The organism is Psychromonas algarum (assembly GCF_004376845.1).
GTDB lineage: Bacteria > Pseudomonadota > Gammaproteobacteria > Enterobacterales > Psychromonadaceae > Psychromonas.
In genome coordinates this window covers 242,232-259,503 of sequence record NZ_SNUW01000005.1, presented here as the reverse complement: position 1 = coordinate 259,503, position 17,272 = coordinate 242,232, and the positions used below count along the sequence as shown (strand labels likewise).

At 37.0% G+C, this 17,272-nt stretch carries 8 protein-coding genes and 2 tRNA genes; 8 read left to right on the top strand and 2 right to left on the bottom strand.

Annotated features, from left to right (window positions below; translation table 11 throughout):
* Nucleotides 1-8 precede the first annotated feature (8 nt).
* From E2R68_RS06345 to E2R68_RS06320, 6 genes are all read left to right on the top strand, one after another.
* Nucleotides 9-99 (top strand) — tRNA-Ser (locus E2R68_RS06345).
* A 287-nt stretch (nt 100-386) separates the two neighbouring features.
* Nucleotides 387-5,360 (top strand): alpha-2-macroglobulin family protein, encoded by a 4,974-nt coding sequence (locus tag E2R68_RS06340; protein ID WP_134276647.1) that lies wholly within the window; start codon nt 387-389, stop codon nt 5,358-5,360.
* Between the two features lie 79 nt (nt 5,361-5,439).
* Entirely contained in the window at nt 5,440-7,863 is a 2,424-nt protein-coding gene (gene pbpC, locus E2R68_RS06335; protein WP_134276646.1) for a penicillin-binding protein 1C, read from the top strand.
* Nucleotides 7,864-8,110: 247 nt separating this feature from the next.
* A complete protein-coding gene (gene gdhA, locus E2R68_RS06330) occupies nt 8,111-9,463 on the top strand; it encodes an NADP-specific glutamate dehydrogenase (RefSeq protein ID WP_134276645.1) in 1,353 nt (450 codons plus the stop codon).
* A gap of 255 nt (nt 9,464-9,718) precedes the next feature.
* On the top strand, nt 9,719-10,396 hold the full coding sequence (locus E2R68_RS06325) for a glutathione S-transferase family protein (protein ID WP_134276644.1): 678 nt from the start codon (nt 9,719-9,721) through the stop codon (nt 10,394-10,396).
* Between the two features lie 102 nt (nt 10,397-10,498).
* Nucleotides 10,499-11,626, top strand: a complete 1,128-nt coding sequence (locus tag E2R68_RS06320; RefSeq protein WP_134276643.1) for a zinc-binding dehydrogenase — start codon at nt 10,499-10,501, stop codon at nt 11,624-11,626.
* A 139-nt stretch (nt 11,627-11,765) separates the two neighbouring features.
* On the opposite strand, the gene E2R68_RS06315 is transcribed toward E2R68_RS06320, so the two are convergent.
* On the bottom strand, nt 11,766-13,235 hold the full coding sequence (locus E2R68_RS06315) for a peptide MFS transporter (protein WP_134276642.1): 1,470 nt from the start codon (nt 13,233-13,235) through the stop codon (nt 11,766-11,768).
* A 558-nt stretch (nt 13,236-13,793) separates the two neighbouring features.
* Between E2R68_RS06315 and E2R68_RS06310 the strand changes: the two genes are divergently transcribed.
* Together E2R68_RS06310 and E2R68_RS06305 are read left to right on the top strand one after the other, a co-directional pair.
* Nucleotides 13,794-14,138 carry a hypothetical protein gene (locus E2R68_RS06310; protein WP_134276641.1) on the top strand — a complete coding sequence of 115 codons (345 nt, stop codon included), beginning with the start codon at nt 13,794-13,796 and terminating at the stop codon, nt 14,136-14,138.
* Nucleotides 14,139-14,701: 563 nt separating this feature from the next.
* Nucleotides 14,702-16,894: a hypothetical protein gene (locus E2R68_RS06305; protein ID WP_134276640.1), complete on the top strand. Its 2,193-nt coding sequence runs from the start codon at nt 14,702-14,704 to the stop codon at nt 16,892-16,894.
* A gap of 281 nt (nt 16,895-17,175) precedes the next feature.
* Here the strand turns inward: E2R68_RS06305 and E2R68_RS06300 are convergent.
* A tRNA-Val gene (locus E2R68_RS06300) sits at nt 17,176-17,251 on the bottom strand.
* Between the last annotated feature and the right edge of the window lie 21 nt (nt 17,252-17,272).

Sequence of the window (17,272 nt, the reverse complement as noted above, 5' to 3'; positions counted from 1 at the left end):
CGTTCTGCGGAGGGGTGGCAGAGCGGCTGAATGCACTGGTCTTGAAAACCAGCGAGGGTTAATAGCTCTCCGAGAGTTCAAATCTCTCCTCCTCCGCCACATTAAGAAAAGGCACTTACAGTTTACTGTAAGTGCCTTTTTGCTATTAGATTGTCAATAGTGCAAATCTCTCCTTCGTCATCTTCCTATTTAGACCTATTTCTTGTCTACGTTTGTCTTTTCATTTTAAATGTGTTTTTAGTTAAAAAAATACATCTATTCAACTGCCTTTTTTTTGACACAATTGACCATTGAATTGACACTTTGTTATTACAAAAACAATGTAATATAGCGAATTAGAGCCGTACCCCTGTGGTTTACGAAGATTAAAAGTGGTGGAGACTGACATGTTAAAACATAAATTTCGAAGTATAAAAGTGGGCACAGCAATTATGCTTTGTTTGTTATTGGTGGCTTGTCAGGACAATAGTGATCCTCAGGTTGTTGAGCAAACTACCACTCAAAGTAAAGCAATAACTCCTGAAAAAGAGAAATTAGTTTTTAACAACTCATCCTTAGTAACCAGTACTACATCGGACATATCAATAACTAATGATAAAAGCATTAAACTGAATGTTGTTGATATTTCTGAACGAGAAGTAGGTGAGAGTAACGCCATCGAGTTTTTATTTAATATCCCACTCGATCCCAATCAAAACTTTGATCGCTTTATCGAAACAACACCACATCTTGCGACGCCAGTATTAAGTACTGATGGTAAAAAACTGCAATTTTTCGGGATTCAGCCAGAAACAAGTTATAGCTTTAATCTTATTGCTGGGGTAACTGCAATTAATGGTAATGCCTTACAGCAAGAAATAACGAAAACGATACAGACACGTGCAATGCCTCCCGTTGTAAGTTTCAAAACAAAAGAGGGTGCTATTTTAGTACCGGGACACTCTGATGATTTAGGTATTTATTCTGTGAATGTCGAAGAAGCGGATCTTAATATTTACCGTGTAAAAGTAGATCATTTATCAGATTTCATTAGTAACTTTGATAAAATTGCTCATAGTGGCTCTTATTATTATGAAAATTCTCGTCGCCAAGAAGTAGTTGAGCACCTTTATACTGCTCGTATTAAAACAGGTGGAAAAGCTAATCAGCGTCATATAACCAAGTTTCCTATTGCAGATAAAAATTGGGCTAATGAGACAGGGGTTTATTTTGCAACTTTAGGTAAACCCGGTGGATTTGAGTTTGAAGCTGCAACTTGGTTTTCAGTATCAGCGATTGGCTTACAAGTACGCCAATTTCCTACACAAGTTGAAATCCTCACACAGGATATTAAAACAGGCAAATTATTGCCGGGTGTAAAAATTGATTTGTTAGATCGTAAATCAAAACGCTTTGCGTCATTAACAACGGATGCAAAGGGTCATGTTGCATTTAATAAAAGCCAGCGTTTAGCATTAATTGTTGCGCACCATGATGATCAAGTGACTCTTTTACCTTACAACCATCCTCGATTTGACCTGTCAGACTTCAAAGTTGGCGGCCTGCAATTTAGTGATAGCCAAGTATTTGTTTATTCTGAGCGTGATATTTATCGTCCAGGTGAATCAGTCACTTTGAGTTTGTTAAACCGTGATGGAGACGGGCGAGTTAAAAATCAGTCATTGAATGTTGATATATTTAAACCTGATGGTAGTACTTTTAAGTCTGTTTGGTTGAATGCCAATGATAAAGAAAATGGATATTATCAATACACAATAAATTTACCTGCATCGGGTCCTGTTGGTAATTGGCAAGCAAAAGTGAATATTAAAGGTAACTCAAAATACAGTGCGCGTTTTCACTTCCAAGTTGAGGAATTCTTACCTGAACGTTTACGCCTAACCTTAGGTGATGCGGGTAAGTTAGATAGTTTTACACCATCACAAGGCCTCAAAGTTAAGGTGCTTGGTGAATATTTATATGGTGCACCTGCTGCGGGTAATGCACTTGAAGCACAAGGTAAGATTTCTGCTTGGACACACCCCTTTAAACAATGGCCAAATTATTATGTCGGTGATGCTAATGGGGTTCGTAACACTCAATTTTCATTAGAAGATGCAACATTAAATGAGTCTGGTGAATATACAACTAAAGTTGAGCAAACTTGGTCTGACTGGAATGTGCCAGTAAAAGTACAACTGAGTTATAGCTTGTTTGAAAGCGGTGGTCGTGCGCTTAACCGTTATCATAATAGTTTGTTATGGCCTAAAAAAAGTTTTGTAGCAGTGAAACCCGGTTTTAAAAATGATCAGTCAGCAAGTGATGCAGAAATTCATTTTAATCTTTTGAAACTAGATAAAGATGGAAAAAGTTTATCAAAAGGTGATGTAAAAGCAGTATTAGTGCGCGAAGAAAAGCTTTATTTTTGGACTTATGATTCAGATAAAGGCTGGCATTATGATGTGGTTAAAAAAGAATATGTTGTTAATAATCGAACACTGAGCTTTATCAACCAAGAGCCATTAAAGTTAAGTGAAACGGTAGAATGGGGAGATTACCGATTAGAGCTGACGGATCTATCAACACAAGGTAAAACTACCTATCGCTTTAGAGCGGGTGAAGATTGGTATTATAATTGGGAAAGTAATGAGTCAACCATTCGTCCTGACCGCGTGAACTTAGCATTAGATAAAGCATCATACTTACCTGGAGAAAAACTCGCATTACGAATTGGCTCTCCAACAGCGGGTAGTGCACTGATCACGATTGAAACCGATCACGTATTATTTCAACAACAAGTAGCAGTCAACAAAGGTGAGTCTACGCTCTCGTTAACCGTGCCTAAAGAGTTATCAAGACATGATGCTTATATCTCAGCTTTTGTTTTTGCTCCTGCTAACTCTCATGCAGAGTCGGTGACGAAACGTAGCTTTGGTATTATTCACCTTCCATTGAATCGGGAACAACAGCAACTTGAAGTCAGTATTGATATTCCTGAACGTTGGACGCCTAATCAACAAGTGCTAGCTAAAGTCCTTGTTAATGATGCAAATGGTCAACCTTTAACGGGTAATGCAAAAGTAACATTGTCAGCCGTTGATGCCGGAGTATTAAGCGTAAGTGGATATAAAGTAGAAGACCCACATAGTTTCTTTTACGGACGACGTGCATATCAAGGTGCGATCACGGACATATACGATCAAATTATGACATCTCTATTAGCTGATAATGCAAGTATTCGTTGGGGTGGAGATGCTGCTTTAACTCGTGGAGGGGAAAAGGCTGAAAGTGAAGTACAAATTGTTAGTTTATTTAGTGGTTTAGTCTCAGTGAATAATGGTGTCGCCGAAGTACCATTACAACTACCTGCTTTTGATGGTGAATTACAATTAACAGCCGTTGCTTTTGATAAAGCCTCGTTTGCTAAAGCTGATAAAACGATCAAAGTTGCTTCACCTATTGTAATGCAAGTTGCTATGCCTAAATTTATGGCAAGTGGTGATAGCAGTGAAGTTTCATTAGATTTAAATAATGTCACTAATTCTACTATTCAGGGCGAATTATCATTAACTATCGATGGCAAGCTAATTGCTGAAAATAATAAGCAGGTATTAACGCTTGAACCTCATAAAAAACAAACATTATCTTTTACATTAAAAGCGCTACAAGATATTGGTATTGGACATATCAAAGCGAGTATCTCATTTAAAAGTGCCAAAGTGGGGAAACAGGAAGTCATTGTTCGTGAATGGTCATTACCTATCAGAGCAACACAAGCATCAGAATATCATTCTAAAAAAGCATTATTAATGCCGGGCGAAAGTATTACATTACCTGAAAATGCATTAGCTCCTTTTAAGGAATTAAATACCAAATTACAACTTTCAGTTGCGCTGACACCTAATCTTGATGAGCATGCTAATTGGCAATATATAAAGCAATATCCATATACTTGCCTAGAGCAAACAACCAGTAAATCTCGTCCATTTGTGGCTTTGTTGAGTAAACAAGGCGAAGCAACTGAGACTGAAGATGTTAATGCTGAAGATGTGCTGCATAGAGCACAAAGTGCCATTGAGCGTTACAGTGAATTACAACGTGCAGATGGAAGCTTTGGTCTATGGAGTAATCAGTCTAGAGAGCAACATTGGCTAACCGCTTACGCGACCGATTTTTTATATGATCTAAAAGCAAAGGGCATCAATGTGCCCGATCAAATGCTTAATAACGCTACTGAACGTTTACAGAGTTATTTAAGTTCTCGCTCACGTCATCATGTAAGAACTTGGTCTAGTGATCCAAAACATTACGATGCAGCTTATCGTGCTTATGCCGCTTACGTACTTGCAAAACAGAATAAAGTCACACTAGGTCCATTACGCGATATAGCGGAAAAAGATATGCCTGCTGCTGTTGGTAAGTTACCTGGCGTACATTTAGGATTAGCAATGTTAATGTCGGGCAGTGAGCAAGAAGGTACAGCCATGATTTTACAAGCGTTGAAACAAAAACGTGGTGATCGTTATTTAGGGGATTACGGGAGTGAAATACGTGACCAAGCTATGGTAATTAATGCCTTGTTAACTTCATCTTCAGTGAGCAATGAAATAAAACAAAAAGCATTAGCTATGTTGCCAGAGCTGGCTTCTGATATTCATCAAGAGAGATGGTTAAGCATCCAAGAAAGAAGTGCCATTTTGATATTAGCACTGACCATGAAACAGCAATATTCAGATAATCCATGGCAAGGAAGTTTACTAGTAAACCAAGCGCCTCAAGAATTAAAAATTACTGGTGAATACCATCAAAATATTGCAATCAAAAAAGGCTTGAAAGCACAATTTACCAATACTGGTGATCATCCTTTATATGCATCCTTTGATTGGTCTGGTGTTAAAAAAGAACCTGATTATGATGTTAATAATGGTATACGCGTTTCTGCAGAGTATTTTTTAATTCAAGGTAAAACAGCGACACCATTAGTCCACAACCGTCATTTAAATTCTGGAGAACTGTTATTAACGCGTATTAGGGTAAGAAGTGAAGAAAGAATACCTGATGCGTTAATTGTTAACTTAATGCCGGCAGGACTTGAATTAGAAAATCAGAATTTAAACAATAGTTTAAAAATATCTGACATCATGATTGATGGTAAAAATGTGGCTACCTCTGCAGATATCGAGCACCAAGAATTTAGAGACGATCGTTATGTTGCAGCTGTTGATTTACCGGCTAAAAGAATACAAACGTTATATGTATTATCTCGAGCTGTAAATCCTGGTGAATATGTTTTCCCTGCTGTATTGGCTGAGTCTATGTATAAACCCGCTTTATACGGTATTGGTGGTAGCGTTCAGACAATCAATGTTAGTAGTAAGTAGATGGTCAATTGTTAGGTAAGTCATGATGTGTAAGTGTATCAGTAATGTTTTTGTATTTTAGAGCAAAGGTGTCATCTTAATGTCGGATTGTATTTTAGCTCGGTATAAATGGTTACGAAGATGTGCTTACACTCTACTTTTTAGTTGTTTGTTGTTAGGCGGTTTGTGGATTGCTAATGTTATCTATCCATTAGCAATGCCAAATAATGACCAAGATTTTGCAACGGTTGTATTGGATGATCAAGGTGCTCCATTACGTGCGTTTGCAGATAAAAATGGCGTATGGCGTTATCAAGTTAGTTTAGAAGATGTTTCACCTGCTTATATCGAAGCATTAATTGCCTATGAAGATCGTTATTTTTATCAACATCCGGGTATTAACCCGCTGAGTTTTTTACGAGTAATTTGGCAATATGTTTATAACCAGAGAATTATTTCTGGTGGTTCTACTATCACTATGCAAGTTGCGCGGATCTTATATCCACACAATCGAACATTATTAGGCAAAGCAGAGCAAATATTACGCGCGCTGCAACTGGAATGGCATCTTAGTAAAAAACAAATACTTACACTTTATCTTAACTATGCTCCGTTTGGTGGGACACTAGAAGGAGTGCAAGCAGCAAGTTACCAATACTTACGTAAACCAGCATCACAATTACGACCTGCTGAGGCTGCTTTATTAGCAGTATTGCCACAAGCACCATCACATTACCGTCCAGATCGTCATCCTAAACGGGCTACTCAAGCGCGCAATAAAGTGATTGATCGTTTGGTAACACAAGGTGTTTGGACACAACAAAAAGCAAATAAAGTAAAACAAGAACCGGTTGTGGTATGGACACCGGAACAACCCTTAATTGCTCCTTTATTAGCAAGAAGGTTAAAACATGGTAATCCTCATAAAGCAGTAATAAAAACCTTTATAAATAGAACCTTACAAGAACAAATTAGTAGCTATGTTAAAGATTATGCAGCTTTAAAAGGCGAAGGGGTCTCAATGGCGGTTTTAGTTGTGGATAATAAAAATCAGCATGTGATCAGCTATGTTGGTTCAGCTTCTATGTTGGACAATAGTCGATCGGGGCATGTTGATATGGTTCAAGCCATTCGTTCACCAGGTTCAACTTTAAAACCTTTATTATTTGCTTTAGCAATTGATGATAACCTCATTCATTCTCAATCATTACTTGCTGATGTACCAAGAGCAAATTCACGTTATAGACCGGGTAATTTTGCAAAAGGTTTTGATGGTCCAGTCACGGCAAGTGATGCATTACAACGCTCCTTAAATATTCCTTTTGTACAATTAATAGAAGCTTATGGAGAGCAAAAATTTGTGAATAAACTTGCACATGTTTTACATCCATTAGACATTCCAGGGAACAAAGCCAATGCATCCATCATTTTAGGAGGAGCGGGGATCTCCTTGCAAAGCTTAGTTGCATTACACAGTAGTTTTGCGGATCAAGGTAGGGTTAAACCGCTTATTTTTGAAGATGATAGTGACAGTAGTAATAAGCATATTAATAACCAAAAAAATCAACTGCAATATCAACCTCAAGGCCGTCAATTAATGAGTGAAGCGGCTGCTTGGATCACATGGAAAACATTAACCGGTGTTATGCCTCCTGAACAATTTAACTGGGGATATTCGAAAGCTGTACGTCCTCAATTAGCATGGAAAACGGGGACAAGCTGGGGCAGTCGTGATACTTGGGCAATTGGTAGTACTAAGCAATATACAATTGGTGTATGGGTAGGTAAACCAAGTGGAGAACCACTAAAAGGGGCATTAGGAGTAACAACTGCTGCACCTGTTTTATTCTCTGTTTTAGATATGTTGCAAGGTGATAAAACAAAAGAAAGTGAACAGCCAGAGCGACCTTTTACGGTACAAGATAAAGAAATTTGTTGGCCTGATGGCCGCTCGGTCACACTTGTTGAGTCGGAATTCTGTGAGCGTCATTTATTTGCCTTAACAAAACAAGGTGTAACACCTAGAACATTAAAAATAGAATCAGGTCTCGCTTTTCATCAAGCGACTAAGAGCATCATGTTAGATGCTCAGACACACTTACGTTTATCTGGTGAATGTGGATCATTAACAGCAATCAATAAAAAGGTTAGTTTATGGCCACAGCAGTTAGAGCCATGGTTACCTAATGAGGAAAAACGAACATCAAGAATTCCGCCATATTCACCGAGTTGTTTGGTGATCCCAAAACAAAATCAAATGTTAACCATTGAAGGTATTCAAGATAAACAGCAAATATATCGTCAAAAATTAATTCCTATTCAACAAACTGTACATGTCTCTGGAGCAGTTGGGGCTGTTAGTTGGTATTTGAATGGGCAATGGTTAACAACACAAAAGAGTATTTTACAATTGCTTATTCCCACACAATTAAATGGCGAGGTAGAACTCGTTGCTGTTGATGAACAAGGTGTGAGCGGGCGTATTACATTCTCAATAAATGATGATTTACTTACCCTTAATTAAGCCTGTTATCTATCAAAACGTGTCGAGATCCTAGTTATAAAATAACGAATATAAAAGCTAATGATTGTATTTATATTGCTGATCACTATTTGGTAATTCTCTTGCTGTGATGTATTTGAATATATTTATATCGTGATAAAGTGATGAAAAACACTTACTCAAAGGAGAGCTCAAAATGCAGTATCAAATTGGCCATGTTTATTTCAACATTTGAGCCTAAATTTTAATGATTCTGATAGGAAAATATATGAACTACTTAACCACCACTATTGCACAACTAAAACAATCTAGTCCCGCACAATTTGAATTTTATCAAGCAGTTGAAGAAGTGCTTGAATCTCTTGAACCCATTCTTGAAAACTCTCTAAAATATCAGCAACAAGCCATTATTCAGCGTTTAGTTGAACCTGAGCGTCAAATTATTTTTAGGATCCCTTGGGTTGATGATCAAGGCGTAATACAGGTTAACAAAGGTTACCGTATTGAATTTAATTCTGCCCTTGGTCCTTATAAAGGTGGATTACGTTTTCATCCTAGTGTTAATGCCAGCGTTATTAAATTTTTAGGTTTTGAACAAATTTTCAAAAATGCATTAACAGGACTACCCATTGGCGGCGGTAAAGGTGGAGCCAATTTTGATCCTAAGGGACGTTCTGATGCTGAGATCATGCGATTCTGCCAATCATTTATGACAGAACTTTATCGACACATAGGAGCAACAACGGACGTGCCAGCAGGGGATATTGGTGTTGGAGCGAGAGAAATTGGCTATTTATTTGGTCAATATAAAAGATTAACGGGTCGTTATGAAGGAGTGTTAACAGGTAAGAGTCTATTGTGGGGTGGTTCATTAGTTCGAAAAGAAGCAACGGGTTATGGTGTCGCGTACTTTGCTAATTACATGCTACAAGCAAAAAATGATAGTTTAGAAGGTTCCTACTGTTTAGTTTCTGGGGCGGGTAATGTTGCTATTTATGCGATGGAAAAACTATACCAATTAGGTGCAATACCCGTTAGTTGTAGTGATTCTCGTGGTGCGATATATCATAAATCAGGCATCGACCTTGTATTAATAAAACAGTTAAAAGAACAATCTAAGCATAGTTTGAGCGCTTATATCGATGTGCATCCTGATGCTAAATATATACCTGTGAGTGATTACCCTGAAGACGGACACGCAGTATGGCGCTTCCCGGCTGATGCCGCTTTCCCTTGTGCGACTCAAAATGAATTAACTGAAGCTGATGCTAAATCATTATTAAAAAATGGGTGTAAATTGGTTGCTGAGGGCGCGAATATGCCTTCTACCAAAGAAGCTATCGATTGTTTTGTTGAAGCTAAAATTACTTACGGCCCTGGTAAAGCAGCTAATGCTGGTGGAGTCGCAACGAGTCAACTAGAGATGGCCCAAAATGCCAGCATGCAAAATTGGACATTTGATCAAGTTGATGAAAAATTAAAACAAATCATGAAAAGAATTTTTATTACTGCAAGTGAAACAGCTGAAGAGTTTGGAGAGCCTGAAAATTTATTACTTGGCGCAAATATCGCAGGCTTTAGGCGTGTCGCTGATGCAATGATTGAGCAAGGAGTTGTTTAGTAAGCAGTGTTTATTAAGGCCCTCAATATATAAACCTCACAATCTAATTGAATATTGAATTATGAGGTTTTAAATTCACTTTAATGATGCGTTAATAAGTATTGTCCATTGATCTGTTTAATTTCTTCTATGCTTTATTGTTGTCTTAAAGACAATAGTGATTCACGTTATCCCTTATATATAAGCTAATTAAAACAAGTAATAATAGATCCCACTTAAACATTTACCTCCACACTAATAATGGAAGTCAAATTGATGATCACTTTACACGGTTTTGCCGCTAGTAATTATTACAACCTAGTGAAACATGTACTTTTATATAAAGAATTAACATTCCAAGAAAACCTTATCTACGGTGGAAGTGACGAGTTATTAGCAGTGAGTCCTGTTGGTAAAGTGCCTGCTATTACCACGTCTGAAGGTCTTAACATCTCAGAGTCGAGTGTTATTTGTGATTTTATTGAAGATACCTATCCTGCGATACCGCTATACCCTGAAAATTTAGGAGAGCGTGCTGTCGTACGTCAAATCATGAAAATAGCAGAGCTGTATTTGGAATTACCAAGCAGACGATTAATTTCTTATGCATTTACAGGCACTGAAATTCCTGAAGCTGTTGCGATAGAAGTACGTCAAGTATTAAAGCGTGGAGTGACAGCTTTAAATGCCTTATGTCAATTTTCACCTTGGATTGTGGGCGAGCAATTTACCATGGCTGACATCTATGTGTATTACGTCAACGTGATTGTAAAATCAATTGCTTCTACTCAACTCAATTGGAATGTATTGTCTGAAATACCGGGAATGCAAGAGTGGCAAGATTCAATGAGTCAATCTGAAATAGCTCAGCGCGTGGAATTAGATCGCCTCGCTAATATGTCTGAATTTATGCAAAAAATTAGCGCCCAGTTTCAAACTAAAAATGCCAAATAATATTAATTAACAGTAAATAAAACAAACTAGATAACTAACAAACTTTTGCCAATATATTCATGTGGTTGGCTTAAAAGATAATTATTTTTAGGAGCAAAATAGATGACAAATTCAAATACTCAACTTATATCAACAATCAGTGAAGACAACAAACTCACATTAGCATTACAAAAAATAGATATGCCACAACCAAGTGAAAACGAAGTTGTTATTCGCATTGAAGCTGCACCTTTAAATCCATCAGATTTAGCTGTTCTGTTTAGTGCTGGAGATATGTCTAAAGCCGTTCAATCAGGCACAGAGAAAAAGCCAATCATTACAGCAGATGTACCAGTTGAGTACATGCCATCACTTAAAACACGTGTTAATAAAGCAACACAAGTGGGTAATGAAGGTGCGGGAACGGTGGTAGCAGCAGGCTCATCACCAGCAGCACAAGCATTAATGGGTAAAACTGTGGCTGTGATTGGGGGAGGAACTTACCGCCAATATTTATGTGCAAATGTACAAAGCTGTTTGCTGTTAAAAGAAGGAACAACTGCCAAAGAAGGGGCATCGTCTTTTGTTAATCCATTAACGGCATTAGCGATGGTAGAAACCATGAAAGCAGAAGGGCATAAAGCTATTATTCATGCAGCTGCAGCGTCTAGCCTTGGTCAAATGTTAAACCGCATTTGTATTGCCGATGGTATCGACTTAATCAATATTGTACGTAAACAAGAGCAAGAAAAATTATTACGTAACATGGGGGCAAAATATGTAGTCAACTCAAGCAATGATACGTTTATTGCTGATTTAACTGCTGCAATTATTGAAACAGGTGCCACGATTGCATTTGATCCAATTGGTGGCGGCCAATTAACAAGTGATATTTTGAATTGTATGGAAGCCGCAGCTGCTCGAGATATACAAGAGCACAGTGTTTACGGGACTGATACTTTTAAACAAGTTTATATTTATGGTGCATTAAACCGTGGGCCAATTACCTTACATCGTAACTTTGGTTTTGCTTGGGCGGTGAGTGGTTTCTTATTGTTTAATGCTTTAGGGAAACTAGGAACAGAAACTGTCATTAAAATGCGTCAACGTGTAGCTGATGAGATCACAACCACCTTTGCCAGTAAATATACTCATGAAGTGTCATTAGCAGAAGCGTTACAATTAAAATCAATCGCTGCTTATTCTAAACAAGCAACCGGAGAGAAATACTTAATTATTCCTCAAAAGTAATTTGTTGCTAATAAATAAAATGAAAAGGGGATGTAAAGGTTAGTTTTGCTTACCTATTACATCCCCTCTCTATTTATATTCGCCAATCTATCGTACTGATAAATGTGGCAAATATAACAAGATATAAAATGTCCTTGTTTTAAGCTTTAATTGGTTCAAGCTCACTAATAACAGAGACATCTTCAACTATTACTGTTTCATTTGGCTCTTGTTTGTTTTCAGCACCATGCATCCAATCAACTAGTTTGTCAGACATAAAGTACAGAATAATACCTGAAACAGCAGCGGTAAGTGCGATGCCTGAGAAGATAGACATTGCATTCGCAAGCTGATCTTCCACTGACGTACTATGACCAATTAATGAGCCAATAACACCAGCCACTTTATTCGCAATGGCAACAAATAGGAACCATGCTCCCATCATCAATGAAGCTATACGTAGCGGTGCTAATTTAGTCACCATTGATAAGCCGATAGGTGATAAACATAGTTCGCCCATAGTATGGAAGAAATAAGCTCCAACTAACCATAACATGCTTGATTTAGCAGTATGATCACCATCCATTTGCAGTACCGCACCCATCATAAATAAGAAACCGATCCCAAGTAGAATTAAGCCAATCGCAAATTTAAGAGGAGAGTTTGGCTCATTTTTACCTAATCTTATCCAGATAGAAGCAATGACGGGAGCGAATATAACGATGAACATAGCGTTCAATGATTGGAACCAAGTAGTAGGTACTTCCCACGTTCCAATCATGCGATCTGTAAAGTTATTAGTGAATAAATTCATTAATCCACCGGCCTGTTCAAAACCAGCCCAGAAAATAATCGTAAATAACCCCATCACCATAATTACTTTAATACGGTCACGTTCAATTTTGGTTAATGGCTCTTTGCTTGTTAAGCCACTTTTTTTGTTTGCAGCCTGTTGTAACTTGGCTGCAGGGTATTTACCAATATCACCTAAAAATCTCTGTGCAAAGGTGAACTGAATTAGTAGCGATAGGAGCATACCAATACCCGCACAAATAAAGCCTGCTTGATAACTACCATCAAATTTAGCGACAACAAAACCAACGACAATGCCAGATAGAAATGCGCCTAAATTGATACCCATATAGAAGATAGTAAAAGCACCATCACGTCTATTGTCACCATTTTCGTATAAGTCGCCAACCATAGTTGAAACATTGGGTTTGAATAGACCATTACCTAGAATTAAAGCACCTAGACCAAGGTAGAACATTTGAGTTTCCATGCCTGGAATCCAAGCATGTGGTGTACCTAACATGAATTGTCCAGCGGCCATTAGTGCGCCACCAATGTAGATCGCTTTACGTTGTCCTAAATAGTTATCAGCTAACCAACCACCAATGAGTGGCGTTAAGTATATTAGACCGGTAAAAGTACCGTATAAAGATAGTGCATTTTCTTGACTCCAACCTAAACCATGTCCGCCTTTAGTACTAACTTGATCAACTAAGTAAAGCACTAAAATTGCACGCATTGCATAGTAACTGAATCGTTCCCACAACTCAGTTGAAAATAATAAAAACAATCCTTTAGGATGACCAAATATTGTATTGGGTATTTTTGTTTGACTCATAAAGTATTTACCTTAAGCTTGAATTAACTGTAATACATCTTGTATTACGAGTTTTTGTGTAATGGATTAACAGAATCGCTTCGTAGTTAACAAATACCCTTTAAATTAAGAACGAAGTGTTGTTTAGATCAGAATAATGATGTTGAAATGTTTATCATTTAGTCTTTTTGCGTTAAACCTTTACTCTTGTATACCTTCATCATCTTTTAAAATCCAACATGCAGTATGAAATAACTGATAATTTTACATAATGAAAATCATTGGTTTTTAAATTGCTAACCTAGGTGCAACATAAGAATCGCTATTACAACAAGCCCGTAACAAGTTGACATGTTAAGCATCATTTCATGGTGCTGACATTATTTGTTTGAATTTTAAACAAAATAATTGTTAGTAAGCTGTTCATCAGAGGTTGAAATTGATTTTTAGTACTTAAAATCTAAACAGCATTAAAACTATTTTTACTCTTTTTCTTTAGTAAAAGGGAGAAGTGGTAGATATTGTCTCATGTAGTACTAAATGCATTACGCAAAATATTAAGAGTGTAGGTAAATAAATATGTCTAAATGTAAAACAATTATCTTATTTTTCTTTGTCGTTTTCTCGTTAGATGTTTTTGCGTGGGGGACACTTAAATCACAAGAAGTTAATGGCTTTAGCCGTTATTGTAGTTATTCAGATGGTGGAGTATTAACCGTAAATAGTAGCGATTTATGCCCAATCAATAACTCAGCACAATCAAAAAACAACGGTTCACCTACAATCACTATTCAAAATAGAAATGCAGGCTTTGGTTCGTTAACTAACCAAAAAATTAATGGCTTTAATCGTTATTGCTATTATTCTGATGGAACTGTTTTAACCGTTAATAATACCGATTTGTGTCCAATATCAAGCAAATAATATTGTATTGTGGAATTAATCAAATTAAGTTTTGTAGTTAAAAATATTGTCGTTGAAATTATGGTTTAAATTGAGTCATTTATTTTACTCATTGATATTTAATACAAGCAGAATATAACGACCTTATCCGGTAGGAATTCAATTATTGGGAGCATAATTTAAGTTAGCTTATATTTTAATAAATTAATTGGCTCGCACTCAATAACACGACAGTGTCCTAAATCTCTTCTCAAATCTTTTCAGATGAAGTTGCTAATATAAGACAGTTACATTCCCCCCCCCTTAAAAATGTGATTTGAGTCACTATAGTGATGCGGATCAATAATATTTTCCTAATAACCAATAAACTCCACATTTAAATTGGAATGTTAGAAATAAAAAAATAATTAGGCTTTCATTGTAAATAGCAAACCTGAACTGACACAGTTTATGAAGTATTTTACCGTTAATCTAATCTAACTATTTTTAAGACTATTTCATCGTTATTACATTTACATTCAATCTATTTTTAAAACATCCCCATTATCATTTACATAAAATCACTATTTTATTTAGGTTAGAAAATGAAAAAAAGAAATTTTTTGGTCATCGCTGTCGTCTCATTATTCGCATTAACCGCTTGTAATTCAGGTGGGAATAATTCAACTAATTCAACGGGTATGAGCGTTTCAACCAATACGCCGAATGCTGCTAATACAGGCAACTCGTTTAGCGATTTACCTTTATTAAAGCAGTATAAGTTTACTGCTAAAGCAACAAAAATGTTAATTGGGGATTCAAAATCAGCTGATTGTGACCAAAATTATAGTCACGCTAGGTCGGAAGATAGATTAGAAAATCTACTCATTGTTCAGTCAAGTGATGGACGCGGTTGCTGGGTAGGGGGGGATTATAATAATCGAAATTATCACGTTGAATATGGTGTATTAAGCACTAGCAAAGAGGATAGCTACACTGCTTATAAAATTTCACCAAGCCAGGATCCTGCTAAGCACTTTGCCGCATCTAATGTGAGCTTGGCCTTTGATTTTCAACAAACAGGGGAATATAGCGTTTATCTTTTTGATGGAATTAAGTTTACTGCAATCAGTGATATTAAAGTCACCGCGACAGGCCTTACTGAGCTACCAAATATAAACTTAAACAGGTTCAAAAACGAGATGACTTTGCTTGTTGTACCCGAAGGCACTCGGTTGAGCAGTTATTCTAAGATTGATGAAGGTTTACAAGGTGCACAAATAGCAAGCGCCGGCGCTTTTAATGTTAATAAATACATTGTAGATGTAGGCTCAAATCGCACCCCGATGGGGATTAGTGATTTTAATGGCGGGCCAGAAAGTATGGGAGTAAATAGCCTTTTAACGCCAATAGCGCTGGATGATGGAGGGTTGGGCATTATCTGGCAAGACCGTCAACAGCATAAAGTGTATCTCACTAAGTTTGATGATAATCAATTAACTTCAACCATTGAACTCTCACAACCACAAGACAATACAAAGCGCATGTTGGCGGCTGCGGCTTCCGATGAAAATGGGAACCTATTTTATTTAATGATAGAAACCAAATCTGTATTTTTGAAAAACGATGTATTGTCTGTCGTGTTGGTTCAGTCTGATCAGCAAGGAAATATCATTCAAGAAAAAGAATTAAATCAACCATCAGCATCCAATAAAAACCCATTAAACGCCACTGAATTTGGAAGTATTGATACGCCGTCTGATGCTAAGCATAATCTTGGCATTCACTTTAAAGTAAGCTTAGAGTATGCAAATAATAAGTTGGCATTGATTATGGCCCGTAAACATACAGTCACTGGTGATGGACTTAACCACGAAGGGGCAGATGCGTATTTGATTGATGCATCAACACTTTCTATTATCAAATCAATGGGACAAACAGCAGGTCACTCATTTGGTAATAAGATGACGGTTGCAGAAGATGGACAAAGTTTTATTGCTACAGAGATTGGTGATAATTACCCTCGTGGAATTTTGGTACACAGAATAACTGATCAAGGACGTGATTCTCGTGTCGTCTATACATTCAAAACAAATCATTATACGACGCCATCTCACCATGGACGTGGTCCTTTTCCACAAATAGGGGTAAAACCTGATGGAACACCTATTTATGGTTCATCAAATGATAATTCAACTTACTCTGAAATTGGTATGGTTAGAGAATCAGATAATGGGTTAGTCATGGTGTTTGCAGGAGAGCCAAGCCCTACAGGTAAGGTTTTAGATAATACTCGAACAGGTAGCCACGATCCAATGAATGTTGGTTTCATGTTAATTAATGAAAATCTAGATCAGACAACCAATAAGAATACTGTGATTGAGAATGACTTGGTGATCACTGAGAATGGCAGTCAGCCAGAAGAGGGTGCTTATTATGATTTCGATGGCGGGAAACATGATCAACAAGTAAGGGGTATCAAGTGGCTTACTCAATATCATACTGCGTCAGGAGTAAAGCCTAGCAAAGTAGAAGGCGCCACTCGAATTCACATGAGCAGTATCGGCAATGATCAATTTTTAGTCTTGTGGGAAAAATGGAATGCAAATGGTTTTGAATCAACGATTATGCAAGTAATTGATAGCAATGGTAATACAGTTCAACCAGCCCAAAAATTAAAGGATGTTCGGTTAAATCGACATGATTCGCTAAAGCGTATTGGTGATAAAATTTACAGTGTCACTGCAAATAAGCATACACATCAATTAAACATTACCGTCTTTAACTTAAATTCGTAGTCGTACAATTTAAACACGGAAGATAAAGCCAGTTAATTTATTTGACTGGCTTTTTACATTTTGATGTAAGCAGGCATATACGGAGCTAATAATTAATTTGATAAGTAAACAAAAATGGAGAGCTGGATAATACAGTGAATTTATATATATGCTCACTTTATCAATTTATTACAACTTTCCAGTGCTTGAGATAATCACTGAAATTATTAGAAATAGAGTAAGTTTTATATAGAGGGAGTAATAGAGTTTATAGGGTTAATGTATGATATGAAAATAAAATATGGTGCTCGCTACTGGACTTGAACCAGTGACCTACGCCATGTCATGGCGGCACTCTACCAACTGAGTTAAGCGAGCTTATATAGAAGCTGTTGAAAG